The organism is Streptomyces sp. NPDC007917 (assembly GCF_042959105.1).
GTDB lineage: Bacteria > Actinomycetota > Actinomycetes > Streptomycetales > Streptomycetaceae > Streptomyces.
Genome location: NZ_JBIBKK010000017.1, coordinates 173051 through 198490, shown reverse-complemented (window position 1 = coordinate 198490; position 25440 = coordinate 173051). Strand labels below are relative to the sequence as shown.

Genomic DNA, 25440 nt, shown 5'->3' with positions numbered 1-25440 from the left:
GCGCGCCGGGGGGTGCGCGGGGGGGGGCCGGGCCGGGCGGGGGGGCCGCGCCCCGGGGGGGCGGGGGGGCGCGCGCAACCGGGTGCCCGGGGGCCGGGCGGGGGGCGGGCCCCGCTTCTTTGTCCTGCCTGGCTTGGCTGAGAGCCACGCGCTACGGGAAGTTCCAGCCGTTGCTGTTGCCGTTCCCGTTCCCGCCGTTGCCGCCTCCGCCCCGGTTGCCGCCGGGCCAGCCGTCGTCCCCGCCGCCGCCGATCACGTCCGGCGGGAGGGTGATGTCCGGCCACGGGTTGTCGCCGCCGTTGTTCCCGCCGTTGTCGCCGCCCGGCTTGTCGCCGTGGCCCTTGTCGTCGTCGTTGTCGCGGGGCTTCTCGTTCGGGTCCTTGATCGGCACGGTGACGAATTCCTCCGTCGGCTTGCCCTCCAGGGCGCCGCTCATGGCGTCCTTCCAGATGGGGCCGGGGGTGTCGGCGCCGTAGACCTTGTCGTGGGGGACGCCGCCGATCGTGATGTTCTCCATCTTGACGCCCTTGGAGCCGGAGCCGCCGACCCAGACCGCGCCGGCGAGGTTCGGGGTGTAGCCGACGAACCAGGCGGCCTTGCGCTCGTCGGTCGTACCCGTCTTACCGGCGCTCGGGCGGTTCGCCAGGCCCGCCTTCTTGCCGGTGCCGTCCTCGACGACGCCGCGCAGCAGGGTGTTCATGGTGTCGGCGGTCTTCTCCGACATGGCGCGCGTGCACGAGGACTTGGGGACCTCGAGGGCCTTGCCGCCCGGGCCGGTGATCGACTCGATGAAGACCGGGGTGCAGTAGACGCCGCGGTTGGCGAAGGTCGCGTACGCGTTGGCCATCGTCAGCGGCGAGAAGCCGTCGGTGCCGAGGGTGATGGCGGGCACCTGGTTGAGCTTCTTGCCGTCGGCGCGCTTCACACCCATCTTCTCGGCCATCTCGGTGACCGGGCAGACGCCGATGTCACTGATCATCTGCACGAAGTAGGTGTTGATCGACTTCGCGAGCGCCTCCCTCAGGGCGTACGGGCCCTTCTCGCTCGGGTCCTCGTTCTCCACGGTCGCGCCCTCGGTGTTGGACCACGTGCCGTTGCAGGTGGACACCGGGCTCGGGTAGTCCATGTCGTACGGGGACGAGTAGCGCTGGTACGGCCTCTTGCCCTGTTCGAGGGCGGCCGCGGCGGTGATCGGCTTGAACGTCGAGCCGACCTGGAAGCCGTAGTTCGAGCCGCCCATGGCCTTGTCCGCGGACAGGTTGATCGTCAGCTCGTTGGCCCCGAAGCCGTACGGCCTGGACTGGCCCATGGCGACCACCTTGCCGGTGCCGGGCTCGACGAGCGTGACGGCGGTGGCGACCGGGTCGTCCTTGTAGACATGGGCCTTGATCGAGTTCTGGACCGACTCCTGGGCCTTCGGGTCCAGGGTCGTACGGATCGTCAGACCGCCGCGGTTCCAGCGCTGGGAGCGCTCCTCGCGGGTTTTGCCGAAGACCGGGTCGTTGAGGAAGACCTCGCGGACGTAGTCACAGAAGAACCCGGCGCCGCTCACGGCTGTGATGCAGCCGTTCTTGGGCGAGCTGACCTTGAGCCCGAGGGGCTTCTTCTTCGCCGCGTCGGCCTGGGCCTGGGTGATGTCCTTCACATCGGCCATGCGCTGCAGCACGGTGTCGCGGCGGGCCTTGGCCACCTCCGCGTTGTTGACCGGGTCGTAGCTGCTGGGCGACTGGACGAGACCGGCCAGCATCGCGGCCTGCTCCAGGTTCAGGTCCTTGGCGTGCTTGCTGAAGTAGCGCTGGGAAGCGGCCTCGACACCGTAGGCCTGCTGGCCGAAGAAGGTGATGTTGAGGTAGTTCTGCAGGATCCGCTTCTTGCCCAGCTCCTTCTCGACCTGTATCGCGTACTTCAGCTCCTTGATCTTGCGGCCGACGGACTGCTTCTGGGCCTCGGCGACCGCCTTCTCGTCGTTGCCCGCCTCCTCCACGAAGACGTTCTTGACGTACTGCTGGGTGAGCGTGGAGGCGCCCTGCGAGACGCCGCCGTCCTGCGCGTTCTTGTTGAGCGCGCGCAGCACACCCTTGAGGTCGATCGCCCCGTGCTCGTAGAAGCGCGCGTCCTCGATCGCGACGATCGCCTTGCGCATGTACGGCGAGATGTCCTTGAGGTCCACGATGGTGCGGTCGCGGGAGTAGACCTTCGCGATCTCGCCGCCCTTGGCGTCGAGGATGGTGGTCCGCTCGCTGAGCGGTGGCCTTTTGAGATTGGCTGGAATCTCGTCGAATTGCTCGACCGTTCCCTTGGCCGCGAGGCCGATCGCGCCGACGGCGGGCAGCGCAAGCCCGGCCAGCACCGCTCCCGCGAGCACGCTGACGCCGAGGAACTTCGCGGCCTGCTGAGCGGGGGAGGCCACGCCCCCGCCCGAACGCTTGTTACCCATGGAGGCAGCCTACGTGGCGAATCGCCGGACAGGGGACCACCTGTTCGCATACGCTGATTCACGCCAGTCACTCCGGTGCGGTCGAGCACCATCCCCCCTCTCACTCAAGTGAGTGATGAGACCTGCCCTGTTTGTCGTTTCGTGTCTTGTCTCGCCCCTTTTGGTGCGGGTGAACTGCCCCTATTTGTGCGGGAAGTCGCACATGTCGCCAGCTCACTCCGTTGGGTGATCTGCCGCGTACCCATAGTCCGTTCGGGCCATCCAAGATTGGGCCCGCAGGGGGTGTTGCACCCTGTCCGCCTTCCGTAACGTCCTCAACTGGCGACGGTGAATATGCCGTTTGTCGCCGTGGGGGAGCTCCGAATCGGGAGAGGACGGCGCCAGCATGGGCTGGGTAACCGACTGGAGTGCGCAGGCCGCCTGCCGCACGACTGATCCAGATGAACTATTTGTTCAAGGCGCGGCACAGAACAGGGCCAAAGCGGTCTGCACCGGGTGTCCGGTGCGCACCGAGTGCCTTGCCGACGCGCTCGACAACCGCGTCGAGTTCGGCGTATGGGGTGGAATGACCGAGCGTGAGCGGAGGGCGCTGCTGCGCCGCCGTCCCACGGTCACCTCCTGGCGCCGGCTGCTGGAGACCGCGCGCCTTGAGTACGAGCGCGGGGCGGGCATCCTGCCGCTCGACGACGAGGAATACGAGCGCTTCGCAGCCGTCGGGTAGCAGACGACCGGCGGTTGGCGGTCGGGGGCTGACAGCCGAAGGCTCCTGGGCCGTCAGCCAGTCCTGGCGGTGTGACGTCTCGTTTCTCTCATCACCACGTCACAACCCAGGTGGGGCCAGGCGCTGAGTTCGGGGTGCCTTCGCGCCCCGCACGGCTACCCCGCCGCGCTCTCGGGCTGCCGCTCTGGCTGCTCTGCCAGGCGCTCGCCGATCGCCCGCAGCCCCGCGAGGTCATGTACGTCGCCGGGGAGCGCGGCCACTTCCGCCACGGGAACCTCGGGGTGCAGCGTCGTGAAGCGATGGTGTGTGCGCTGCTCTCGGGCGAGCACCTGCATCCGCTCCGCGTGCAGCCGGAGCAGCCCCACGGCGAGCCTCTCTGCCGACGTGGGGGAGCCGTCGGGGTCAGATGCCGAGGAGTCGCGCGCCGCTGAGGCGTTCTGCTCTTGAGCATGCCCTGAACCGGGGTCGACAATGCCGTCTTCGGCAAGATTTTCTCGGCTGTTGGCGGTGTGGGGCGCGTCCTCGACCCCGTCCGCCTCGTGTGCCTCTTCCACCGGGTCCGCGGGGTCCTCCGGACCGGCCGGACCTGCCGGGTTTGCCTCGCCTACCGGGTTTGCCTCGCCCGCCGGGGCAGGCGCGCCCGATGCCTCTGCCAGCCCCAGGGACAGCGTCTCCGCGGCCGCCAGTGCCCGCTCCGCCGAGAGCTGCGCGGCACCGCTCCCGTGCACCCGGTTCAGCACCAGCCCCGCCAGCGGCATCCGGTCCGCGGCCAGCCGCTCCACGAAGTACGCCGCCTCGCGCAGCGCGTCCCGCTCCGGGGCCGCCACCACCAGGAAGGCCGTGCCCGGCGCCTGCAGCAGCCGGTAGGTGGCCTCCGCGCGGGTGCGGAAGCCACCGAACATCGTGTCCATGGCGGCGGCGAAGGTCTGTACGTCGCGCATCAGCTGTCCGCCCAGGACCTTGCTGACGGTGCCGGTCATCATCGACACGCCCACGTTCAGGAACTTCATCCCCGCCCTGCCGCCGACCTTCGCCGGGGCCATCAGGACCTTGATGAACTTCCCGTCCAGGAAGGAGCCGAGGCGTTTGGGCGCGTCCAGGAAGTCCAGCGCCGACCGGCTCGGCGGCGTGTCGACGATGATCAGGTCCCACTCGTCGCGGGCCCGCAGCTGGCCGAGCTTCTCCATGGCCATGTACTCCTGCGTGCCCGCGAAACCGGCCGAAAGTGACTGGTAGAAGGGGTTGGCCAGGATCGCGCGGGCGCGCTCGGGGTCGGCGTGCGCCTCGACGAACTCGTCGAAGGTCCGCTTCATGTCCAGCATCATGGCGTGCAGCTCGCCGCCCGCCGCGCCGTCGATGCCCTCGACCCGGCGCGGCACGTTGTCCAGCGCGTCGATGCCCATCGACTGCGCGAGCCGACGGGCCGGGTCGATGGTGAGGACGACGGCCTTACGGCCGCGCTCCGCGGCCCGTACGCCCAGGGCGGCGGCCGTCGTGGTCTTGCCGACGCCGCCGGAGCCGCAGCACACGACGATGCGGGTCCCGGGGTCGGCCAGCAGTGCGTCGGTGTCCAGCCGCGGTGCCATGTCCATGCTTCTACCGCCTCCTGCATACGGCGCGTACGGCGCGTCCCGACGCGTACCGCCCGCTCGTACCGTTCATGCTGATTGCGCCGATTGTGTGGATTGCGCTGCTCGTGTCGCCGCCGTCGCCCGTGCGGCTCACATCGGCCACTGCTTGCGCAGATCCGCTGCGAGCCGGTACAGGCCGGCCAGGTCGACGCCGTCGGTGAGCAGCTCCAGCTCGTACAGGGGCAGCTCCAGGCCCGTCAGCTCCGCCCGCTGCGCCCGCTCCAGGGCGACCCGCTCCGCGTGTTCACGGGCCTGCTCCAGCAGCGGGTCCACCAGGCGCTCGGCGAGCCCACCGCGGCGCGCGCCGCCCAGCCCCGCCTGGGACAGGGCCTTGGCGACGGCGGCGCGCTGGCCGTCGGCGGCGGCGTCGACGGCCGCGTGGTCGAGGATCGCGGGCCGCACCATGTTGATGATGACCGCGCCGGTCGGCAGGCCGTCGGTGCGCAGCTCCCCGATGCCGTCCGCGGTCTCCTGGACCGGCATCTCCTCCAGCAGCGTGACCATGTGGACCGCCGTCTCGGGGGACTTCAGCACGCGCATCACGGCCTGCGCCTGATTGTGTATCGGGCCGGTCCTGGCCAGCCCCGCCACCTCGTGGTTGACGTTCAGAAAGCGGGTGATCCGGCCGGTCGGCGGCGCGTCCATCACGACGGAGTCGTAGACGAAGCGGCCGTCCTTGCCCTTGCGGCGCACCGCCTCGCACGCCTTGCCGGTCAGCAGGACGTCCCGCAGCCCCGGGGCGATGGTGGTCGCGAAGTCGATCGCGCCGAGCTTCTTCAGCGCCCGCCCGGCCGAACCCAGCTTGTAGAACATGTGGAGGTAGTCGAGGAGCGCGAACTCGGGGTCGATGGCGAGCGCGTGCACCTCACCGCCGCCCGGCGCGCCGGCGATCTTCCGCTCCTCGTAGGGCAGCGCCTCGGTCTCGAAGAGTTGTGCGATGCCCTGGCGCCCTTCGACCTCGACCAGCAGGGTTCGCCTGCCGTCGGCCGCGAGGGCCAGCGCGAGTGCCGCGGCGACCGTGGTCTTGCCGGTTCCGCCCTTGCCACTGACGACATGGAGCCTGCTCACACTGGGGAGCCTAACCAGTCGTCGTCCGGGCTACGCACCAGGCCCCGGCAGACAGGCATTACAGTCGGCCCTATGACCAAGTGGGAATACGCGACCGTGCCGCTGCTCGTACACGCCACGAAGCAGATTCTGGACACCTGGGGCGAGGACGGCTGGGAGCTCGTCCAGGTCGTGCCGGGGCCCAACAACCCCGAGCAGCTGGTGGCCTACCTCAAGCGGGAGAAGGCAGCATGAGCGCGGTCGAGGACAAGCTCGCCGAGCTGGGCCTGACCCTGCCGGAGGTCGCGGCTCCGCTCGCCTCGTACGTGCCCTCGGTCCGCTCCGGGGCGTATGTGTACACCTCGGGCCAGCTGCCCATGGTCGAGGGCAAGCTCGGCGTGACCGGCAAGGTCGGCGCCGAGGTGACGCCGGAGGAGGCCAAGGAGCTGGCGCGGATCTGCGCGCTGAACGCCCTGGCCGCGGTCAAGTCGACCGTCGGCGACCTGGACAAGGTCGTACGGGTCGTGAAGGTCGTGGGCTTCGTCGCCTCGGCGCCGGACTTCACCGGGCAGCCGGGCGTCGTCAACGGCGCGAGCGAGCTGCTGGGCGAGGCGCTGGGCGAGGCGGGGGTGCACGCCCGCAGCGCCGTGGGCGTGGCGGTGCTGCCGCTGGACGCCCCCGTCGAGGTCGAGATCCAGGTCGAGGTCGCGGACTAGGTCCGCACCGGGGGTTCATCCGGGCGCCGGGGCGAGCGCCACGAAGTCCGCGCCGGACGGGTCGAGGCAGACGGCCAGCCGCCCCACGTCCGGCATGTCGACCGGGCCCATCTGCACGCTGCCGCCGCCCTCGGTGACCTTGACGAGGGTGGCGTCGCAGTCCGCGACCGCGAACACCGGGTGCCAGTACGGGCGGCCGCCGCTGAGCGCCAGATGATCCGCCGGGAGCCCCATGATGCCGCCCTGCGCGCGCTCGGGGCCCAGGCCGGCCGGGGTGATCAGCGTGTACGCGCCGCCTTCACCCGGTAGCGGCATGTCCTGGGTCTGCCAGCCGAAGAGCGAACCGTAGAACTCCTTCGCGGCGGCCGCGTCCGTCGTGTACAGCTCGATCCAGGAGAGGGAGCCGGGCACGTCCACCGCTTCCAGGCCGCGTATCGTCGCCGGCTGCCAGACGGCGAACTGGCCGCCCTGCGGATCGGTCAGCTGCGCCATCAGACCCTCGCCGTTCGCGTCGCGCGGGGCGACCCGTACGGAGCCGCCGGACCGCTCCACCGCCGCTGCCGTGGCCTCCGCGTCGGGGGTCTGGAAGTAGATCATCCAGGCTGAGCGGGCCCCCTCCTCGGTGAGCGGGCCCAGGCCGCCGACGCTCTTTCCGTCCAGCCGGAAGATGCCGTAACCGTCCGCCCCCGGCTCCGGGGGCCCGAGCTGCCAGCCGAGAACCGAGCCGTAGAAGCGGGCCGCGGCGGCGACATCGGGCGCCCCGAGATCGAGCCAGCACGCGGAGCCGGGCACGAAGTCCGTGGTGATCATGGCGCTTCCCTTCTCCGTCGGTGGCTTCCCCCTCGCAGGTCCGTATGCAGCCAGGGTGACACCCGCCACTGACATCCGCCCTCCGGCGCCTGTGCCGGGCGCGGCCGGGCGCGCCGAGCGGTCCGGGGCTCACCTGTGACCAGGTCGGACGTGGCGTCGGCCCCGATGTAGAGCACGGCGTGGCCGCCGCGGTGCGTGCCGCTGCCCCCGTCCTCGCAGGTTGTCGCCTACCGCCACATCGGATCCTGAGACGAGGGGAACGCCTCACCGTGAACACGTCGTCCGTAGACATGCCCTGGCCAACTCGTATGCGCATTAGGCTGCTTGGACAGCCTGAACGCATAGGAGCGGTCATGGAGTCGGGGCCTGACCCGAAGGCGGCACGTACGACAGCCGAGTTCGTCGTCGCGATGCGGCAGTTGCGCAGCTGGGCCGATCTGAGCTACCGCCAGCTGGAGCGTAACGCGGAGGCCGCCGGGGATGTGCTGCCACGCGCCACCATTTCGGGCGCGCTCAGCCGGGACGACCTGCCCAGGGAACAGCTTCTCGCCGCGTACGTACGGGCGTGCGGAGGGGACGAGGAGACCGTGGCCGTATGGCTGGCGGCCCGTCGGCGGCTGTCCATAGCCGGTTCCGGGGCCGCCTCGGCCCCGCCAGACGCTGCCGCGCCGGACTCCGACGCCACATCCGGGCACGCGCCCGCGCCCGTGCCCGCCTCAGCCGGCGCCGCCCGGCCCGGGGGCAGCCCCACGCCGCCCGACCCGGACGAGCGGAGCCACAAGATCAGCCGTCCGGCCGACGTGAGCGAGGCGGCCGAGGTCACCGAGGTGCTCGCCTCCGGCGAGGGGCCAGGCCCGGCACCCGGGGAGCCCGCATCCGGCTCGGCCTGGAGAAAGCGGTATCTGCCCACCGTCGCGGTGGGGCTGGCCGCCGCTCTCGGGGTGCTGCTGCTGGCCTACTGGCCGTTCTCCGGCTCCGACGGCGGCGGCCCCGACGCCCGGCCCGGGGCCGGCTCCAGCTCATCGAGCGGCGGGTCGTCCAAGGTGTCCGACGCGCCTTCGGACGCCTCGGATACCTCAAACACGCCGGACACCTCAAAGACGCCGGACACCAAGGAGCCCGTCGCCGACGACGACGCCCCGCCCGCGACCCACGACGCCTCCCCGTCGAAGAAACCCGAGCCGACGGCCACGAGCACCGCCTCCAAGCCCCGGCTGCCCGCCGCGGGCCCGACGCTGATGCATCCCCTCTCGGCCCCCGGCCTCTGCCTGACCGAGGGCCAGGAACGAAAGAACCCCCAGCCCCGGGAGGTCGCCGCCCAGATGCCGTGCGCCGAGGTCCCGCTGCCCCACGTGTCGCTGGACGCGGTCGGCGACGGCGTCTACCGCATCCAGTGGGACCACCCCGATGTGAACAAGGGGCTCGGCTGTCTGAGCGTCGACGGAAGCGACCCGGGCGACCTGCTCACCCCGCGCCCCTGCTCGTACGCCGACAACATGAAGTTCCGGCTGGAGCCGTCCCACGGCGGGTTCCGGCTGCGTCCCGTCCACAGCGGGCTGTGCATCGGGATCCAGCCGCCCCGTACGGAGGGTGCCGAGGCGATCCAGGCCCCCTGTAGCGGCGCGGAGGACCAGGTATTCCGTTTCACCGCGCCCTGAGGCGGCGCGCCGCCCCCGGCCCCTCGAACATCCGCGCGCCAGCGCATAGCATCCGGCCATGTCCACTACGAATGGTCAGTGGTATCCGTCCGACTGGCCGGAGCGCATCCGACAGCTGGCGACCGGCGAGCTCACCCCGGTGACCCCGCGCCGGGCCGCCACCGTGATGCTGCTGCGCGACGGGGCCGGGGGCCCCGCCGTGCACATGCTGCGCAGACGGACCTCCATGGCCTTCGCCGGCGGGGCGTACGCGTATCCGGGCGGCTCGGTGGACCCGCGTGACGAGCGCGGGGTGGCCTGGGCCGGGCCCTCGCGCCGGGAGTGGGCGCGGCGGCTGGGACTCTCGGAGGACGACGGGACGGCGGCCCAGGCCATCGTGTGCGCGGCGGTCCGGGAGACCTTCGAGGAGTCGGGCGTGCTGCTCGCGGGCCCGACGCCGCACACGGTCGTCGCGGACACGACCGGCGACGACTGGGACAGGGACCGCGCGGCGCTGGTCGCCCGGGAGCTGTCCTTCGCCGACTTCCTTGACCGCCGCGGGCTCGTGCTCCGTTCGGATCTGCTCGGGTGCTGGGCCCGCTGGATCACCCCCGAGTTCGAGCCGCGCCGCTACGACACCTGGTTCTTCGCGGCCGCCCTGCCGCACGGCCAGCGCACCCGTAACGCCTCGACCGAGGCGGACCACACCGTCTGGATCCGGCCCGCCGAGGCGGCCGCCGGGTACGACCGGGGCGAGCTGCTGATGATGCCGCCGACCATCGCGACCCTGCGCGAGCTGGAGCCGTACGGGGCGGTCGCGGAGGTACTGGCGGCGGCCCCGGACCAAGATCTCACGCCCGTACTGGCGCGGGCGCGGGTGGAGGACGGCCAGGTCGTCCTGAGCTGGCCGGGCCATGACGAATTCACCAAGCACATTCCCACGGGCCCCACGGGGGGAGCGACCTGATGACGTACGCGGCATCCTTGCCCGGCCAGCCGCGAGGCGGCCCCATCGACGGCCCGGCCACCGACCGGGCGGTGTGTGTCCTCGCGCCGAACCCCTCCCCGATGACGCTCGACGGCACCAACACCTGGATCGTCGCCGAGCCGGACTCCGACCTGGCCGTCGTCATCGATCCGGGCCCACTCGACGACGACCACCTCAAGGAGGTCATGGCCACGGCGGAGCAGGCGGGCAAGCGGGTCGCGCTGACCCTGCTCACCCACGGCCACCCGGACCACGCCGACGGCGCGGCGCGCTTCGCCGAGCTGACGCGTACGCGCGTACGGGCCCTGGACCCGGCGCTGCGGCTGGGGGAGGAGGGCCTGGGGGCGGGCGACGTCATAACCACCGGCGGGCTGGAGCTGCGGGTGGTGCCCACGCCCGGCCACACGGCCGACTCGCTCTGCTTCCACCTCCCGGCGGACGCCGCGGTCCTGACCGGCGACACGGTGCTGGGGCGCGGCACGACGGTGGTGGCGCACCCGGACGGGCGGCTCGGCGAGTATCTGGACTCGCTGCGGCGGCTGCGCTCGCTGACAGTGGACGACGGGGTGAGCACCGTGCTGCCGGGCCACGGGCCGGTGCTGAACGACGCGCGGGGCGCGGTAAAGTACTACCTCGCCCACCGGGCCAACCGGCTGGCGCAGGTCGAGACGGCCGTGGAGAGCGGCTACCGCACGCCCTCAGAGGTCGTGGCGCATGTGTACGCGGATGTGGACCGGTCGCTGTGGCCGGCGGCGGAGCTGTCGGTCCGCGCCCAACTGGACTATCTGAGCGAGCACGGGCTGATCTGAGGCCGGGCGCGGGCTGATCCGAGGAACGGCCACGGGCTGATCCGAGGACGGCCACGCACGGCCCGCAGCATGAGGAGGGCCCTCGCCGGGGAATCCGGCGAGGGCCCTCCTCGTACGTCGTACGTCGTACGCGTCAGCGGGACCGCTTGGCGAGCCGCTCGACGTCCAGCAGGATCACCGCGCGCGCCTCCAGCCGCAGCCAGCCGCGGCCCGCGAAGTCGGCGAGCGCCTTGTTGACCGTCTCGCGCGAGGCGCCGACCAGCTGGGCCAGCTCCTCCTGCGTGAGGTCGTGGACGACGTGGATGCCCTCCTCCGACTGCACGCCGAAGCGGCGCGAGAGGTCGAGCAGGGCGCGGGCGACACGCCCGGGGACATCCGAGAAGACCAGGTCGGACATCTGGTCGTTGGTCTTGCGCAGGCGCCGGGCGACCGCGCGCAGCAGCGCCGTGGCGACCTCGGGCCGGGCGTTCAGCCACGGCTGCAGGTCGCCGTGGCCGAGGCCGAGCAGCTTGACCTCGGTGAGGGCGGTGGCGGTGGCGGTACGCGGGCCGGGGTCGAAGAGCGACAGCTCGCCGATCAGCTCGCCGGGACCGAGCACGGCCAGCATGTTCTCGCGGCCGTCGGGAGAGGTGCGGTGGAGCTTCACCTTGCCCTCGGTGACCACGTACAGGCGGTCGCCGGGGTCCCCTTCGTGGAAGAGGGCGTCACCGCGCGCGAGGGTGACCTCTCCCATGGAGGCGCGCAGCTCAGCGGCCTGCTCGTCATCGAGCGCCGCGAAGAGCGGGGCGCGCCGCAGAACGTCGTCCACGAGATCTCTCCTTGTCGACATGCACAGGGGACCGTCGTCCCCATGATGCCGGACGGTAAAACAGTGCGATCAATCACAAGTTTGACGCACCTGCCTGCGGCACTGTACGGCAGGGGTCCTATTGAGCGGCTCTTTCCTGCGGTCGGAGCGTATGTCAGTGCCGGGGCTTAGGCTGGCTGGGTGTCCAATAGGCCGGTGAAAGCACGGGGCAAGGGGGCCGGACGGGTGAGTGCACCTCGTAATTCCGCTGTGGGCGAACAAGGCTCGGCCGAGCCAGCGGAAACGGCAAATCCACACAAAACAGCTAAGCAGACAAAAGCCGCCAAAGCCGCCGACGCCGGAAGACCGCGCAAGGCCGCCGCCGCCCGCCCCGAATCCCGGCTCGCCCTCGTCCGCCGGGCCCGCCGGATCAACCGCGAGCTCGCCGAGGTTTATCCGTACGCGCACCCCGAGCTGGACTTCGAGAACCCCTTCCAGCTGCTGGTCGCCACGGTCCTGTCCGCCCAGACCACCGATCTGCGGGTCAACCAGACCACCCCCGCCCTGTTCGCCGCCTGCCCGACGCCCGAGGACATGGCCGCGGCCGACCCTGAGGCGCTGGAGCAGCTGATCCGGCCGACGGGCTTCTTCCGGGCCAAGGCGAAGTCCTTGCTGGGGCTGTCCGCCGCGCTGCGGGACCGCTTCGGGGGCGAGGTGCCCGGCCGCCTGGAGGACCTGGTGACGCTGCCGGGCGTGGGGCGCAAAACGGCCAATGTGGTCCTCGGAAACGCCTTCGGGGTGCCGGGGCTGACCGTGGACACTCACTTCGGGCGGCTGGTGCGGCGCTGGAAGTGGACCGCCCAGGAGGATCCGGAGAAGGTCGAGGCGGAGATCGCCGCGCTCTTCCCGAAGAGCGAGTGGACGATGCTCTCGCACCGGATCATCTTCCACGGCCGCCGCGTCTGCCATGCGCGCAAGCCCGCCTGCGGCGCCTGCCCGATCGCCCCGCTGTGCCCGTCGTACGGGGAGGGGGAGACGGATCCGGACAAGGCGAAGAAGCTGCTGAAGTACGAGCTGGGCGGCCAGCCGGGGCAGCGTCTGCGGCCGCCGGCCGACTATCCGGGCCGGGCCGCCGCCCCTCTGGGGGCGTCCCTGGGGGCCGCGGCTTCCCCGGACGCGGCCGCTCCCGTGGATGCCGCCGCTTCCCCGGGGTCGGCCGCTGCCGCGGAGGCCGCCGAGTGACGAGCACGTACGGCGGCGTGGCCGGTGTGACCAGTGACGGGCTGCCCGAGTGGCTGATGCCCGTGGCCCGTGTCGCGGAGACGGTGGAGGCCCGGCAGCTGAGCCGGTTTCTGCCGCCCGCGCGTGGCGGCGGCCGCCCCTCCGCCGTACTGGTGCTGTTCGGGGAGGGCGACCGCGGGCCCGAGCTGCTGCTCCTGGAGCGTGCGAGCTCGCTGCGCTCACACGCGGGTCAGCCCTCCTTCCCCGGGGGCGCGCTCGACCCGGAGGACGGCGATCCGGAAGGGGCCGGCCCGGTGCGCGCGGCGCTGCGCGAGGCCGAGGAGGAGACGGGCCTTGACCCGGCCGGGGTGCAGGTCTTCGCGGTGCTGCCGCGGCTCTACATCCCGGTGAGCGGCTTCGTGGTGACCCCGGTGCTCGGCTGGTGGCGCAAACCCAGCCCGATCCGGCCCGTCGACCCCGCCGAGACGGCCCGGGTCTTCACCGTTCCCGTGGCGGATCTCACGGACCCGGCGCATCGGGCGACCACAGTCCACCCGAGCGGGCACACCGGGCCCTGCTTCCTCGTCGAAGGGGCTCTGGTCTGGGGATTCACGGCCGGAGTGATTGACCGGATCTTGCACTTCGCGGGCTGGGAAAGACCTTGGAACCGTGACAACCGCGTCCCGCTCGACTGGCGTGCATGAGACGGTGTCCCGGTGAATGTGCTGGACATCCTGCTGCTGCTCGCCGCCGTGTGGTTCGCGGTCGTCGGTTACCGCCAGGGCTTCGTCGTCGGCGTTCTGTCGGTGATCGGGTTCATCGGTGGTGGCCTCGCCGCGGTCTACCTGCTGCCGGTGATCTGGGACGGCACCACCGATCGGGCGTCCCCGGGCACCTTCGGCGCGATCATGGCGGTCGTGCTGGTGATCGTGTTCGCCTCGGTCGGCCAGGCCGCCACCACCCACCTGGGCAACAAGCTGCGCCGTCACATCACCTGGTCACCGGCGCGCGCCCTGGACGCGACCGGCGGCGCGCTGGTCAACGTGGTGGCGATGCTCCTGGTCGCCTGGCTGATCGGCTACTACCTGGCCGGCTCCTCGCTGCCCACCGTGAGCAAGGAGGTCAATAACTCCAAGGTGCTGTTCGGGGTCTCCCGGGTGGTGCCGGACGAGGCGACCACCTGGTTCTCCGATTTCCGCTCGGTGCTCGCGCAGAACGGCTTCCCGCAGGTCTTCTCGCCCTTCTCGAACGAGCCGATCACCTCCGTGCCGGCGCCGGACCAGGCGCTCGCCGAGAGCCCGGTGGCCACGAACGCCAAGCAGAGCATCGTGAAGGTCGTCGGCACCGCCCCCAGCTGCGGCAAGGTCCTGGAGGGCTCCGGCTTCGTCTTCGCCCGGCATCGGGTGATGACCAACGCCCATGTCGTCGGCGGGGTCGACCACCCGACCGTGCAGATAGGCGGCGAAGGCCGGCTCTACGAGGCGAGGGTCGTGCTCTACGACTGGAAGCGCGACATCGCCGTCCTGGACGTGCCCTCGCTGAACGCGCCCGCGCTGAAGTTCGCCGAGGGCGACGCGCGCAGCGGTGACGGCGCGATCGTCGCCGGATTCCCCGAGAACGGCGCCTTTGACGTGCGTGCGGCCCGCGTCCGCGACCGTATCGAGGCCAACGGCCCGGACATCTACCACGACGGCAATGTGCACCGCGATGTCTACTCACTGTTCGCGACCGTGCGGCAGGGCAACTCCGGCGGCCCGCTGCTCACCCCGCAGGGCAGGGTGTACGGCGTGGTCTTCGCCAAGTCCCTCGACAACGCGGACACCGGTTACGCGCTGACCGCGGACGAGGTGCGCCAGGACGTCGAGCAGGGCCGCACGGCCCAGGCCCCGGTGGACACCCGCGGATGCGCGCTGTAGCAGCCGGCCCCGCTGATTGTTCGTCTGTGGCCGCGAGCAGCCTCGCGGCCACAGTGAGTGTTACGGCGCGAGTGAGGGTGACGGCGCGCTGTGGGAGCGGCCGCTACTGACGGCCGCGTGGATGGCGCAGCCGGGCCGAGACCCAGCGGGCCCTGCGGCGGATGATGCGAGGGATCCCCATATCGGGGTCATGGCCTGTGGAAGGCCCGGGACCGCCCCGCTCGGAAACGCTCAGCGCGGTGTTGGCAGCAGCGGCGGCTTCGGAGCCGCGGTCGCTTGGTGCGTCACGGTAGTCGTGCGTCCAGCCCATACATGGGTCTCTGCCCGGGGCCCAAGGTCCGTAATCGCCCCTGGCTGCGGCAATTGGCCTATGCTCCAGGCAAGTGGCCGTTCGAGAAACAGATGTTCGCTCAGCGCGTCGGCGGCCGGTCGACACCACGTCTGCGGCGGGTACGCGGCAGGGCGGCGGGTGGCCTCAGCGGTCGGGCTCGGGGTCCTTGAGCCAGTTGATCAGCTCGGTGGAGAAGGCGACCGGATCCTCCTCGTGCGGAAAGTGCCCGAGGCCGTCGAAGAGGCGCCAGCGGTAGGGCGCCTCCACGTACTCCCCGGAACCCGCCGCGCTGCGGGTGCGCATCACCGGGTCGAGCGACCCGTGCAGATGCAGCGTGGGCACCCGCACCGGCCGCCGCATCCGCCGGTTGAACTGGAAACCGTCCGGCCGCGCCAGCGACCGCACCATCCAGCGGTACGGCTCGATCGAGCAGTGTGCGGTCGACGGGATGACCATCGCCCGCCGGTAGGTCTCCACGGCCTGGTCCTCGGGCAGCCGAGGCCCCGACCAGTCCCGGATCAGCCGCCCCACCAGGGCCGCGTCGTCCGCGGTCAGCTGCCGCTCGGGCAGCCAGGGCCGCTGGAAGCCCCATACGTATGAGCTCGCCGCGCTCTGCTTGACGTCCCTCAGCATGGCCGAGCGCCAGCGCCGCGGATGCGGCATCGAGGCCACCGCGAGCCGCCGGACCAGCTTCGGCCGCATCACCGCGGCCGTCCAGGCGAGGTATCCGCCCAGGTCATGCCCGACGAGCGCGGCATCGGGCTCGCCGAGCGAGCGGACCACCCCGGTGATGTCGAGGGCGAGGTTGGCCGGGTCGTAGCCCCGGGGCGTACGGTCGCTCCCGCCCACCCCGCGCAGATCCATCGCCACCGCCCGGAAACCGGCGTCGGCCAGGGCGGTCAGCTGATGCCGCCAGGCCCACCAGAACTGCGGGAAGCCGTGCAGCAGCAGGACCAGCGGGCCGTCACCCAGCTCGGCGATGTGGAAGCGTGCGCCGTTGGCCGCGACGTCCCGGTGGGTCCAGGGCCCGTCGGGCCGTACGACCGAGGCGGAGGTATCAGGGGCCGTCATGCGGTCGAGCGTGTCATATCCCGTGCCGGGCGGCCGCCATTGGACGCGGCGCGCGGGTGTGGCTTGACGCTGCCCAGCACGGCCGCCGTCTCTTTGGCCGAGGCCATGGACTTCTTCGGCGCCTTGACCTTCTTGAACTTGGCGAGCGCGAAGCCGCTGAGGATCGTGGCGATCAGCCAGTAGATGCCACCCACGATCAGAAAGCACCAGGCGAGGCCGAGGCCGGTCCAGGCGCGCAGACCGTAGGCGAGGGCGAAGCTCAGCACCGGCAGCGAGAACAGCATCAGCACCCCGGCCGCGATGGCCGCGCCGCTGCCGAACAGGGTGCGCCGGGCGCTGTCCCGGAATTCGACCTTGGCCAGCGCGATCTCGTCGTGCACCAGCGCGGACAGTTCGGTGGTCGCCGTGGCCACCAGCTGGCCGAGGCTGCGGTTACCGCCGTCGTCGGCTGCGCTCATCGCCATCTCCCTCTGCTCTCGCACGTCTTATGCGTCCCGCACGTCTTACGCGTCGTCTTTTCCGCGTCTGCCACGTCTTCTGCTCTTCTCCGCGGTTGTCAAGCCTCTCAGATCATGCCGGACCATCGTCACCGGCGTCGGACCCGGCGGCCACTTCGGCAAGTCGGCGGTGCTCGGCGGCCCTGGCCTCGTAGATCGCGGCCATCCGAAGGTGGTACTCCGGGCTGTCGAGTTCATAGATGTCGGGGATGCCGTCCTGGTCCTCGTCCCGTTCCTCTTCCTCGCACAGCTTCCGGTAGGTGTCGTTACGCAGCTTCAGCAGGACGCCCGACACGACCGCGGCGAGCAGCGAACCGATGAGCACCGCCGCCTTCACCTCGGCGGCGAGCGTGGGGTCGGCGGGGAAGGCCAGCTCGCCGATGAGCAGGGAGACGGTGAAGCCGATCCCAGCGAGCGAGGCGATCGCCAACACATCCGCCCAGGCCAGATCCTCGTTCAGCTCCGCCTTGGTGAAGCGGGCGGCGAGCCAGGAGCCGCCGAAGACGCCGATGGTCTTGCCCACGACGAGGCCGAGGACGACGCCGAGCGTCTCCGGGCGGGTGAAGACCTGCCCGACGGCCCCGCCGGAGACCGGGACCCCGGCGGCGAAGAGGGCGAACAGCGGGACGGCGAGACCGGCCGACAGGGGGCGCATCCGGTGCTCGACACGCTCGGCGGGGGAGCGCTCCTCGCCCTCGCGCACGGTGCAGCGCAGCATCAGGCCCATGGCGACGCCGGCGATCGTGGCATGCACCCCGCTCGCATGCATCAGCGCCCAGATCACCAAGGCCAGCGGGACATAGATGTATCCGCCGCGGACGCCCTTGCGGTGCAGTGTCCAGAACACGACGAGACCGGCGACCGCGAGCCCCAGGGCGGCGAAGTCGATATGCGTCGTGTAGAAGATCGCGATGATCAGGATCGCGCCGAGGTCGTCCACCACCGCGAGGGTGAGCAGAAACGCGCGCAGGGCGGCGGGCAGGGCGGTGCCGATGACGGCGAGCACGGCGAGGGCGAAGGCGATGTCGGTGGCGGTGGGCACCGCCCAGCCCCTGAGGTTTCCGCCGCCGGCCGCGCCCGCGGTCACATAGACGAGGGCGGGCACGGCCATGCCGCATATCGCGGCCACGACAGGGAGCGCGGCCGCCCGGGGGTCGCGCAGCTCGCCCGCGACCAGTTCGCGCTTGAGCTCGATGCCGGCCACGAAGAAGAAGACGGTGAGCAGCCCGTCCGCGGCCCAGGAGGCGACCGACAGCCGCAGATGCAGCGCCTCGGGGCCGAAGGAGAAGTCCCTGACGTCCTGGTAGAGGCCGCTGAGCGGGGTGTTGGCGAGCAGCAGCGCGGTGACGGCGGCGACCAGCAGGATGATGCCGCCGACAGTCTCCGTGCGCAGGGCGTCGGTGATGAAGGTCCGCTCGGGCAGCGACAGACGTCCGAGGAACTTACGGCGAATGGGCGCGGCCACGGGGAAGCCTCCTGGGGCGGTCGTACGTATCACGCGTGTGGATACACGTGTGGTGTGTGCCGACCAGACTTCCCGGCGCGCCCTCGAATGCTTGTTCTTGTCGCGCTCTTGGCGCGATGACTTTCCACCTTAACCGGAATGGCCGGAGGGCGCCCCGCCAGGCCGGGCGCCCTCCGTTTGCGAGCGGGTCAGTCCTCGCTGGGTCAGTCCTCGCTGGCGGCGGTCGGCAGCTTGCTCTGGATGAGCTCCATAACGGAGGAGTCGGTGAGGGTGGTGACATCGCCGAGGGTGCGGTTCTCGGCGACATCGCGCAGCAGCCGGCGCATGATCTTGCCGGAGCGGGTCTTGGGCAGCTCGGCCACCGGCAGGATCCGCTTGGGCTTGGCGATCGGGCCGAGATGCTTGGAGACATGGGCCCGCAACTCCTCGACCAGGCCGTCGTCCTCCGCGGCGCCGCCGCGCAGGATGACGAAGGCGCAGATGGCCTGGGTGGTCTGGGGGTCGGTGGCCCCGACGACCGCGGCCTCGGCGACCTTGGGGTGCGAGACGAGCGCCGACTCCACCTCGGTCGTGGAGATGTTGTGGCCGGAGACCAGCATGACGTCGTCGACCCGGCCGAGCAGCCAGATGTCGCCGTCGTCGTCCTTCTTGGCGCCGTCGCCCGCGAAGTAGCGGTTCGAGAAGCGCGACCAGTAGGTGTCCAGATAGCGCTGGTCGTCGCCCCAGATGGTGCGGAGCATGGACGGCCAGGGCTCGGTGAGAACGAGGTAACCGCCGGAGCCGTCCGGCACCTCGTTGGCGTCGTCGTCGACGACGGTGGCGGAGATGCCGGGGAGCGGCACCTGGGCGGAACCGGGCTTGGTCTCGGTGACACCCGGCAGCGGGCTGATCATCATCCCGCCGGTCTCGGTCTGCCACCAGGTGTCGACCACGGGCGTCTTGTCCGCGCCGATGTGCTTGCGGTACCAGATCCACGCCTCGGGGTTGATCGGCTCGCCGACCGAGCCGAGGATGCGCAGCGAGGACAGGTTGAACTTGGCCGGGATGTCGTCGCCCCACTTCATGCAGGCGCGGATCGCGGTCGGGGCGGTGTAGAGGATCGTGACGCCGTACTTCTGGACGATCTCCCACCAGCGGCCCTGATGCGGGGTGTCCGGGGTGCCCTCGTAGAGCACCTCGGTCGCGCCGTTGGCCAGCGGTCCGTAGACGATGTACGAGTGGCCGGTGACCCAGCCGACGTCCGCCGTGCACCAGTACACATCCGACTCGGGCTTGAGGTCGAAGACGGCGTGGTGGGTGTAGGCGACCTGGGTGAGATAGCCGCCGGTGGTGTGCAGGATGCCCTTCGGCTTACCGGTGGTGCCCGAGGTGTAGAGGATGAAGAGCGGGTGCTCGGCGTCGAACGCCTCGGGGGTGTGCTGGTCCGGCTGGCGGTCGACAAGCTCGTGCCACCACACGTCGCGGCCCTCGGCCCAGGCAACCTCCTGGCCGGTGCGGCGGACCACCAGCACATTGCGCACCTTGTCGGTGCCCGGACGGGTCAGGGCCTCGTCGACGGCCGGCTTGAGCGCGGAGGGCTTGCCGCGGCGGTAGCCCCCGTCCGCGGTGATCACCACACGGGCGTCGGCGTCCTCGATGCGGGTGGCGAGAGCGTCGGCCGAGAAGCCGCCGAAGACCACGGAGTGGGGGGCGCCGATGCGGGCACAGGCCAGCATCGAGACGACGGCCTCCGGGATCATCGGCAGATAGATCGCGACCCGGTCACCGGTCCGGACCCCGAGCTCGGTCAGGGCGTGCGCCGCCTTGGAGACCTCGCGCTGCAGCTCGGCATAGGTGAGGGAGCGGCTGTCGCCGGGCTCGCCCTCGAAATGGATGGCCACCCGGTCGCCCAGCCCGTTCTCCACATGGCGGTCGACGCAGTTGTACGCCACGTTGAGCTTGCCGTCGGCGAACCACTTCGCGAACGGCGGGTTCGACCAGTCCAGCGTCTCCGTCGGCTCGGCGGCCCAGGTCAACCGACGGGCCTGCTCGGCCCAGAAGCCCAGGCGGTCAGCCTTCGCCCGCTCATACGCCTCCGCCGTGACATTGGCGTCGGCGGCCAGGTCGGCGGGGGGAGCGAAGCGACGCTCCTCCCGAAGAAGGTTGGCCAGGCTTTCGTTGCTCACGACATCTCCCATTCCCAGGGTGACCGTTGTGTCCCAGGCCATAGCTCATCAGCCCGCGGTGCACCCTGACAAGGGCCGTCGGCAAAAATTGGTTTAGACCTGTAATCACATGACGCCCACGCCCCCGGACAGGAAACCACCGGCCATGCGCCCTGTGGGCCCGCTGCTCGCACAGGCACCAGCTGCCACGCCATGGTCCGGCCGCACAGCCGAGAATCTGCCGGACCCCCCGGCCTCCAGCACATACGCCTGAGCCTCCCCCACATGGAAGTACATCCCCTGAAGCACCAGCGCGCCCTCCGCCACCCGGCGGGCCACACAGCCATGTGCCATCAGATGCTCGAGCTGCTGCACCACATTGACCAATGCCAGCCGCTCCTGCTCATCGGCCACGGGCCTGTTGCCAAGCGCCACCTCGCCGCGCCCCAGCCGCCCGATCCGCTCCATCCGGGCCAGGCTCGGGCGCCCATGGCGCAGCCATCGAGCAAGTGGCGTCTGCGCGACGGGCGGTGTCTGTGTGACCGGCGGCGTCTGTGCGACGGGCGGTGTCTGCGCGATGGGCGGTGTCTGCGCGATGGGGAACGTCTGCGCCATGAGCGGTGTCTGCGCCATGGGCGGCGTCTGTGCGACCGGCGGTGTCTGCCTGCCGAACGGCGCCGGCACCGCCGAGCCGAGCAGCGCCTGCATCGCCCCGCATCCCGAATGCCCGCACACCGTGATGCTGCCGACCTCCAGCACCTCCACCGCGTATTCGATGGCCGCGCCCACCGAGTCACAGGCATCTCCGGAGCCGGGCGGTGGCACCAGATTGCCCACATTGCGCACGGTGAACAGGTCGCCCGGCCCGCTGGAGGTGATCATGCTGGTCACCAGCCGGGAGTCGGCGCAGGTCAGGAAGAGCTGAGTGGGCCGCTGACCCTCCCGCGCGAGTCGCGCCAACTCCTCCCGCACCAGCGGCGCGGTATGCCGCTGGAAGGCGCTCACCCCGCCGAGCAGCTGCCCTCCGCTGTTCTGCACGGCCGTCGGGGCAGGCCGGGTGCAGTGATGGTTGCGCCACGGCGTCCACGGCCTGCAGGCATGGGCGCTGGCCGGCTCGGCGATCGGCCGCCCCGAGCGGCCACCGAGCCTGACCCAGCCGCCGTGCGCCCGGTGCCCCTCGGCCCAGGACTGCAGCGCCTCATACGCGGCGTGGTCCATGAACCAGCCGCCCAGCTCCACCACCACGCTCGCCCCGGCAGGCAACTGCGCCAGGGCCCGGCTGAGCCGGGGCACCGCCAGGAACGTCAGCTGCCCGCTCACCCGCACCCGGTGCAGCCCGGCCTCCTCGGCCACGGTGATCCGGGTGTGGGTCAGCCGGCGCAGCGCCGTGACGACCGCGACCACGATCCCGACCGCCACCCCCTGCAACACGCCCAGCAGGACGACCGAGCCCAGGGTGGCCGCATACACCGGGAACTCCCGGTTCCGCTGCACGTTCTTGATGTGTGCGAAGCTGACCATCTTCACGCCGACGACCATGACCAGCGCGGCGAGCGCGGCGAGCGGAATCAGCTCGAGGACCCCGCCGAGCAGCCCCGCCAACAGAGCCACCCACACGCCATGGAGCACCGTGGACCGGCGGGTCACGGCACCGGCCCGGACATTCGCCGAGCCGCGCATCGCGCCTCCCGCGATCGGCAGCCCGCCCAGCAGCCCGGAGACCACATTGGCCGCGCCCTGCCCGACCAGCTCGCGGTCCAGCCGGGTCGGCTGCCTTACCGGCGCCGCGCCCGGCCCCTCCGTCCGCGGGCCGGGTGCCGCGGTCTGCAGCCGGTCGACGGCGACGGCGGACAGCAGCGATTCCATGCTCGCGACCAAAGTGACCGTCAACACGGCGGCGACCAGTCCGAGCACCGGCCCCTCCGGGAGCCCGGGGAGCGTCGGCACCTCCCACGACGGCAGATCGACGCGCGGCACCGCCATGCCCGCGCTCACCGCGGTGGCCGCCACGACGGCGACGAGCGCCGCGGGCACGGCACGCGCGACCCGTCCGGCCTTCCCCGGCACCGCGGGCCACAGCGCGAGCACCGCGACGGTGATCGCGCCCACCAGAAGGGCGGCCGGGTGCGGATGGCTCAACTCCGCGGGCAGCGCGGCGATGTTGTCGATCACAGAGCTGTCGGGGCTGTCGCCGAGCACCACGTGCAGCTGGCCGACCGCGATGACGACACCGATGCCCGCGAGCATCCCGTGGACGACGGCCGGGCTGATCGCGAGCGCCGCCCGCGCCACCCCCAGGGCCCCGAAGGCCAGTTGCGCCGCGCCGGCGAGCACGGTGATCGCGCAGGTGGTGCGCCAGCCGTAGCGCTGCACGAGATCGGCGGTGACCACGACCAGGCCGGTCGCGGCGCCGCTGACCTGGAGAGGAGCGCCCCCGAGCAGCCCGGCCACGATTCCGCCCACGACGGCGGAGACCAAGCCGGCCTGCAGCGGGGCGCCTGTGGCCAGCGCGAGCCCGAGAGAGAGCGGGATCGCGATCAGAAAGATGACGATCGAGGCGGAAAGGTCCCGTCTGCAGGAGATCCCGCCGATCCGGTCCAACAGCTGCGACATTCCCGTCTCCTCCGGGGCTTCGCGGCCGCGCACGAGTACACGGCCGTGGGTCACGGCGTACTGCGGTCTGATTCCCAAGCCCGGCATCGACCCCCAAGCGTTGGTAAATGAATCGTAATGCTGAGTAAAGTCCGCAGGAAGCCTTTTCGTGCGAAACGGGCCCATATTCCACCTTCCGGGTGAATAGTCATTTGAAATGGCTTGTCATGCCCTGCCTTTTCTTCGTTCCGTGCGAGCTTGGACTCGGTCCGAGCTCCCGCGGCGCGGAAGGACGAGAGAGGCGAGGTGGCGGCATGAGGGCCAGAAGAAACGTCACTGCATGGTTCGCCGTGATGGCCGCGCTGGCCGCGGCGGCCAACTGCACGGGGAGCTCGCACGACTCACAGCGCTCAGGCAACCCGGGACAGCCGCGGACGGACCGCGACGCGCAGCGGAACGGGCCCGCGGCGCCCCGGCACCCCAGGCGTGGCGGGAAGCAGGGCCGGCTCATCGGTGACGGCTCGACCTCCTTCACCGGACCACAGCCGGGGCAGCCCAGACCCCGGCGCCTCAAACCGGGCGACAAACCGCCGCAGTTCGTCGTCTTCTCCTGGGACGGCGCGGGCCAGGACAGCCAGAAGCTCTTCTCCCGCTTCCGCGCCGTCGGCAAGAAGTACGACGCGACGATGACGTACTTCCTCAGCGGCGTCTACATGCTGCCCACCGAGAAGCGAGACCTCTACGATCCGCCGAGACACTCGCGCGGCTCCTCGGCCATCGGCTTCAACGACGTCAAGGGCGTCAAGGACACCGTGGAGCAACTCGGCGCCGCCTGGCGCGAAGGCAATGAGATCGGCACCCACTTCAACGGCCACTTCTGCGGCCCGGACGACGGGGTGGGCACCTGGAGCCCCAGCGAGTGGATCGACGAGACCCGGCAGGCCGTGTCCTTCGTCGAGCACTGGAAGACCAACACCGGCCTGCGGAACGGCGAACCGCTGCCCTTCGACTACGGCAAGGAGCTCGTGGGCGGCCGCGCCCCCTGCCTGGAGGGGCAGAAGAACCTGATCAAGGCGGGCAAGAAGATGGGATTCCGCTACGACGCAAGCTCCGTGGGCGGCCGCCAGGTCTGGCCGAAGAAGATCCACGGAATCTGGGACTTTCCGCTGCAGGAGATCCCCGTGCCCGGCCATTCCTTCGAAACCCTGTCGATGGACTACAACTTCCTCGCCAACCAGTCCGGCACGACCGAGGGCGACCCCTCCAAGCGCGCCGCCTGGGGCAGGCAGATGCGCGAGGGACTGCTCGCCGCCTTTGACCGGGCTTACAAGGGAAATCGGGCACCGCTGTTCATCGGCAACCACTTCGAATCCTGGAACGGCGGAACGTACATGAACGCCGTCGAGGACACCATCAAGAAGGTCTGCCCGAAGAAGGGCGTGCGCTGCGTCTCCTTCAAGCAGCTGGCCGACTGGCTGGACGCGCAGGACCTCGGAGTCCTGCGCCGGCTGCGCAAACTGGACGTCGGGAAGGGGCCGAAGGGCGGCTGGGCGGGCTTCTTCGCCGCCGAGCCGGCCTCCACGCACTCCGCGCTGCCGGTCAAGCGGAAGCGGAAGTAGCTGTCGGCCGCCCGACCAGGACCGATTCGTCCAGCGTGAAGGCAGGGTCGATCTGGGCGGCCAGGTCGGCGCCCGTCTTCTCGTTGCCCCAGCTCTGCGCGTTCCTCAGGTGGAAATGCACCATCTGGCGGGTGTAACGCCGCCAGTCCCGCCGCTCGTACGACGCGTCCACCGCCTCGCGCAGCGCCCGCAGGGCGCGGCGGTTGCCCTCCTCGAGCTCCTCGAAACGGGGCGGGCGACCCCTTTCCATGGCCCGCACCCAGTCCGAGTGGCCGACCGTGACCAGCAGGTCCTCGCCCACCTCGGCGCGCAGGAAGGCCAGGTCCTCCGGGCCCTGGACCTTGTTGCCGACCACGCGCAGCGCCACGTCGAAGTCGGCGGCGTACTCCTTGTACTGGCGGTAGACGGCCACGCCCTTGCGCGTCGGCTCGGCGACCAGGAACGTCATGTCGAAGCGGGTGAAGAGGCCCGAGGCGAAGGAGTCGCTGCCGGCGGTCATGTCGACGACGACGAACTCGTCGCGGCCGTCGACCAGATGGTTCAGGCACAGCTCGATCGCGCCCACCTTGGAGTGGTAGCAGGCGACGCCGAGATCGGACTCGGTGAACGGGCCGGTCACCATCAGGCGCACCTGCCCGCTGTCGAGCCCGACCGTATGGGCGCAGGCCTCGTACACCGGGTTGTCCTCGTCGATCCGCAGGAGCCGTGAGCCCTCGCCCGGCGGAGTCGTCTTGATCATTGTGCCGGCGCCGGAGATGCGGGGGTTGGTGCCGCGCAAGTAGTCCTTGATCAAGGGGAGGTGGGCGCCCATGGCGGGCAGCGCGGCGGCTTCCGGCTCGTCCAGGCCGAGGGCCACGCCGAGGTGCTGGTTGATGTCCGCGTCGACGGCCATGACGGGGGCGCCGGTGGCGGCGAGGTGGCGGATGAACAGCGAGGACAGCGTCGTCTTGCCGCTGCCGCCCTTGCCCACGAAAGCGATCTTCATGTTCACCTAGCGTAGG

General features: G+C 70.9%; 22 protein-coding genes. 10 read left to right on the top strand and 12 right to left on the bottom strand.

Features of this window, described 5'->3' with window-relative positions; all coding sequences use genetic code 11:
• Nucleotides 1-151: 151 nt before the first annotated feature.
• Entirely contained in the window at nt 152-2437 is a 2286-nt protein-coding gene (locus tag ACFZDL_RS30610; RefSeq protein WP_353590356.1) for a transglycosylase domain-containing protein, read from the bottom strand.
• Between the two features lie 385 nt (nt 2438-2822).
• Between ACFZDL_RS30610 and ACFZDL_RS30605 the strand changes: the two genes are divergently transcribed.
• Nucleotides 2823-3158 carry a WhiB family transcriptional regulator gene (locus ACFZDL_RS30605; RefSeq protein ID WP_043487364.1) on the top strand — a complete coding sequence of 112 codons (336 nt, stop codon included), beginning with the start codon at nt 2823-2825 and terminating at the stop codon, nt 3156-3158.
• Nucleotides 3159-3313: 155 nt separating this feature from the next.
• On the opposite strand, the gene ACFZDL_RS30600 is transcribed toward ACFZDL_RS30605, so the two are convergent.
• Nucleotides 3314-4750, bottom strand: coding sequence for an ArsA-related P-loop ATPase (locus tag ACFZDL_RS30600; protein WP_353590357.1), 1437 nt, complete (start codon nt 4748-4750; stop codon nt 3314-3316).
• Nucleotides 4751-4879: 129 nt separating this feature from the next.
• A complete protein-coding gene (locus ACFZDL_RS30595) occupies nt 4880-5857 on the bottom strand; it encodes an ArsA-related P-loop ATPase (RefSeq protein ID WP_353590358.1) in 978 nt (325 codons plus the stop codon).
• 72 nt (nt 5858-5929) lie between these two features.
• On the opposite strand from ACFZDL_RS30595, the gene ACFZDL_RS30590 reads away from it, so the two are divergent.
• The gene (locus ACFZDL_RS30590; protein WP_014178397.1) at nt 5930-6091 is read left to right on the top strand and encodes a DUF4177 domain-containing protein; all 162 of its coding nucleotides are present in this window, start codon (nt 5930-5932) and stop codon (nt 6089-6091) included.
• Nucleotides 6088-6552, top strand: coding sequence for a RidA family protein (locus tag ACFZDL_RS30585; protein WP_353590359.1), 465 nt, complete (start codon nt 6088-6090; stop codon nt 6550-6552). The genes ACFZDL_RS30590 and ACFZDL_RS30585 overlap by 4 nt, the downstream gene beginning before the upstream one ends.
• A gap of 15 nt (nt 6553-6567) precedes the next feature.
• Here ACFZDL_RS30585 and ACFZDL_RS30580 read toward each other — a convergent pair whose 3' ends face one another.
• Nucleotides 6568-7362 carry a VOC family protein gene (locus tag ACFZDL_RS30580; protein ID WP_353590360.1) on the bottom strand — a complete coding sequence of 265 codons (795 nt, stop codon included), beginning with the start codon at nt 7360-7362 and terminating at the stop codon, nt 6568-6570.
• A 353-nt stretch (nt 7363-7715) separates the two neighbouring features.
• On the opposite strand from ACFZDL_RS30580, the gene ACFZDL_RS30575 reads away from it, so the two are divergent.
• Genes ACFZDL_RS30575 through ACFZDL_RS30565 form a run of 3 tightly spaced genes read left to right on the top strand, consistent with a single transcriptional unit; the run spans nt 7716 to nt 10796 of the window.
• Nucleotides 7716-9020, top strand: a complete 1305-nt coding sequence (locus ACFZDL_RS30575; protein ID WP_353590361.1) for a hypothetical protein — start codon at nt 7716-7718, stop codon at nt 9018-9020.
• Between the two features lie 58 nt (nt 9021-9078).
• Entirely contained in the window at nt 9079-9966 is an 888-nt protein-coding gene (locus ACFZDL_RS30570; RefSeq protein ID WP_353590362.1) for an NUDIX hydrolase, read from the top strand.
• Nucleotides 9966-10796, top strand: coding sequence for an MBL fold metallo-hydrolase (locus tag ACFZDL_RS30565; protein ID WP_353590363.1), 831 nt, complete (start codon nt 9966-9968; stop codon nt 10794-10796). Before ACFZDL_RS30570 ends, ACFZDL_RS30565 begins: the two co-directional genes overlap by 1 nt.
• Nucleotides 10797-10929: 133 nt before the next feature.
• On the opposite strand, the gene ACFZDL_RS30560 is transcribed toward ACFZDL_RS30565, so the two are convergent.
• Nucleotides 10930-11604, bottom strand: a complete 675-nt coding sequence (locus tag ACFZDL_RS30560) for a Crp/Fnr family transcriptional regulator (RefSeq protein ID WP_003981529.1) — start codon at nt 11602-11604, stop codon at nt 10930-10932.
• A gap of 249 nt (nt 11605-11853) precedes the next feature.
• Here ACFZDL_RS30560 and nth point away from each other — a divergent pair, with 249 nt between their 5' ends.
• From nth to ACFZDL_RS30545, 3 genes are read left to right on the top strand one after another with little or no spacing between them, the layout of a single operon-like run.
• Nucleotides 11854-12825 carry an endonuclease III gene (gene nth / locus ACFZDL_RS30555; RefSeq protein ID WP_353590364.1) on the top strand — a complete coding sequence of 324 codons (972 nt, stop codon included), beginning with the start codon at nt 11854-11856 and terminating at the stop codon, nt 12823-12825.
• Nucleotides 12822-13508: an NUDIX domain-containing protein gene (locus ACFZDL_RS30550; protein ID WP_391192994.1), complete on the top strand. Its 687-nt coding sequence runs from the start codon at nt 12822-12824 to the stop codon at nt 13506-13508. Before nth ends, ACFZDL_RS30550 begins: the two co-directional genes overlap by 4 nt.
• Before the next feature lie 12 nt (nt 13509-13520).
• Nucleotides 13521-14720 carry a MarP family serine protease gene (locus ACFZDL_RS30545; protein WP_353590365.1) on the top strand — a complete coding sequence of 400 codons (1200 nt, stop codon included), beginning with the start codon at nt 13521-13523 and terminating at the stop codon, nt 14718-14720.
• 103 nt (nt 14721-14823) lie between these two features.
• Here ACFZDL_RS30545 and ACFZDL_RS30540 read toward each other — a convergent pair whose 3' ends face one another.
• The 6 genes from ACFZDL_RS30540 to ACFZDL_RS30515 form a co-directional block, all read right to left on the bottom strand.
• The gene (locus ACFZDL_RS30540; protein WP_391192992.1) at nt 14824-15030 is read right to left on the bottom strand and encodes a hypothetical protein; all 207 of its coding nucleotides are present in this window, start codon (nt 15028-15030) and stop codon (nt 14824-14826) included.
• A gap of 165 nt (nt 15031-15195) precedes the next feature.
• Nucleotides 15196-16122, bottom strand: a complete 927-nt coding sequence (locus tag ACFZDL_RS30535; protein ID WP_353590366.1) for an alpha/beta hydrolase — start codon at nt 16120-16122, stop codon at nt 15196-15198.
• Nucleotides 16119-16580, bottom strand: a complete 462-nt coding sequence (locus tag ACFZDL_RS30530; RefSeq protein ID WP_353590367.1) for a phage holin family protein — start codon at nt 16578-16580, stop codon at nt 16119-16121. The genes ACFZDL_RS30535 and ACFZDL_RS30530 overlap by 4 nt, the downstream gene beginning before the upstream one ends.
• Before the next feature lie 112 nt (nt 16581-16692).
• Entirely contained in the window at nt 16693-18084 is a 1392-nt protein-coding gene (gene nhaA, locus ACFZDL_RS30525; protein ID WP_353590368.1) for a Na+/H+ antiporter NhaA, read from the bottom strand.
• Nucleotides 18085-18287: 203 nt separating this feature from the next.
• Nucleotides 18288-20249 carry an acetate--CoA ligase gene (acs, locus tag ACFZDL_RS30520; RefSeq protein ID WP_353590369.1) on the bottom strand — a complete coding sequence of 654 codons (1962 nt, stop codon included), beginning with the start codon at nt 20247-20249 and terminating at the stop codon, nt 18288-18290.
• 105 nt (nt 20250-20354) lie between these two features.
• On the bottom strand, nt 20355-22841 hold the full coding sequence (locus tag ACFZDL_RS30515) for a SulP family inorganic anion transporter (RefSeq protein ID WP_353590370.1): 2487 nt from the start codon (nt 22839-22841) through the stop codon (nt 20355-20357).
• A 293-nt stretch (nt 22842-23134) separates the two neighbouring features.
• On the opposite strand from ACFZDL_RS30515, the gene ACFZDL_RS30510 reads away from it, so the two are divergent.
• Complete coding sequence (locus tag ACFZDL_RS30510; RefSeq protein WP_353590371.1) at nt 23135-24439, top strand: hypothetical protein; 1305 nt, start codon at nt 23135-23137, stop codon at nt 24437-24439.
• On the opposite strand, the gene ACFZDL_RS30505 is transcribed toward ACFZDL_RS30510, so the two are convergent.
• Nucleotides 24420-25424, bottom strand: a complete 1005-nt coding sequence (locus ACFZDL_RS30505) for an ATP-binding protein (protein WP_353590372.1) — start codon at nt 25422-25424, stop codon at nt 24420-24422. The two genes, ACFZDL_RS30510 and ACFZDL_RS30505, sit on opposite strands and share 20 nt — an antisense overlap.
• Nucleotides 25425-25440: the final 16 nt, after the last annotated feature.

What these genes read in the sequence shown, in the direction of transcription:
- ACFZDL_RS30590 (WP_014178397.1), top strand. Translation starts at nt 5,930, where the DNA reads ATGACCAAGTGGGAATACGCGACCGTGCCGCTGCTCGTACACGCCACG.
- ACFZDL_RS30600 (WP_353590357.1), bottom strand. Translation starts at nt 4,750, where the DNA reads ATGGACATGGCACCGCGGCTGGACACCGACGCACTGCTGGCCGACCCC.
- ACFZDL_RS30605 (WP_043487364.1), top strand. Translation starts at nt 2,823, where the DNA reads ATGGGCTGGGTAACCGACTGGAGTGCGCAGGCCGCCTGCCGCACGACT.
- ACFZDL_RS30585 (WP_353590359.1), top strand. Translation starts at nt 6,088, where the DNA reads ATGAGCGCGGTCGAGGACAAGCTCGCCGAGCTGGGCCTGACCCTGCCG.
- ACFZDL_RS30580 (WP_353590360.1), bottom strand. Translation starts at nt 7,362, where the DNA reads ATGATCACCACGGACTTCGTGCCCGGCTCCGCGTGCTGGCTCGATCTC.
- ACFZDL_RS30515 (WP_353590370.1), bottom strand. Translation starts at nt 22,841, where the DNA reads ATGTCGCAGCTGTTGGACCGGATCGGCGGGATCTCCTGCAGACGGGAC.
- ACFZDL_RS30540 (WP_391192992.1), bottom strand. Translation starts at nt 15,030, where the DNA reads ATGGGCTGGACGCACGACTACCGTGACGCACCAAGCGACCGCGGCTCC.
- ACFZDL_RS30570 (WP_353590362.1), top strand. Translation starts at nt 9,079, where the DNA reads ATGTCCACTACGAATGGTCAGTGGTATCCGTCCGACTGGCCGGAGCGC.
- ACFZDL_RS30530 (WP_353590367.1), bottom strand. Translation starts at nt 16,580, where the DNA reads ATGAGCGCAGCCGACGACGGCGGTAACCGCAGCCTCGGCCAGCTGGTG.
- ACFZDL_RS30535 (WP_353590366.1), bottom strand. Translation starts at nt 16,122, where the DNA reads ATGACGGCCCCTGATACCTCCGCCTCGGTCGTACGGCCCGACGGGCCC.
- ACFZDL_RS30510 (WP_353590371.1), top strand. Translation starts at nt 23,135, where the DNA reads ATGAGGGCCAGAAGAAACGTCACTGCATGGTTCGCCGTGATGGCCGCG.
- ACFZDL_RS30505 (WP_353590372.1), bottom strand. Translation starts at nt 25,424, where the DNA reads ATGAAGATCGCTTTCGTGGGCAAGGGCGGCAGCGGCAAGACGACGCTG.
- ACFZDL_RS30575 (WP_353590361.1), top strand. Translation starts at nt 7,716, where the DNA reads ATGGAGTCGGGGCCTGACCCGAAGGCGGCACGTACGACAGCCGAGTTC.
- ACFZDL_RS30565 (WP_353590363.1), top strand. Translation starts at nt 9,966, where the DNA reads ATGACGTACGCGGCATCCTTGCCCGGCCAGCCGCGAGGCGGCCCCATC.
- ACFZDL_RS30610 (WP_353590356.1), bottom strand. Translation starts at nt 2,437, where the DNA reads ATGGGTAACAAGCGTTCGGGCGGGGGCGTGGCCTCCCCCGCTCAGCAG.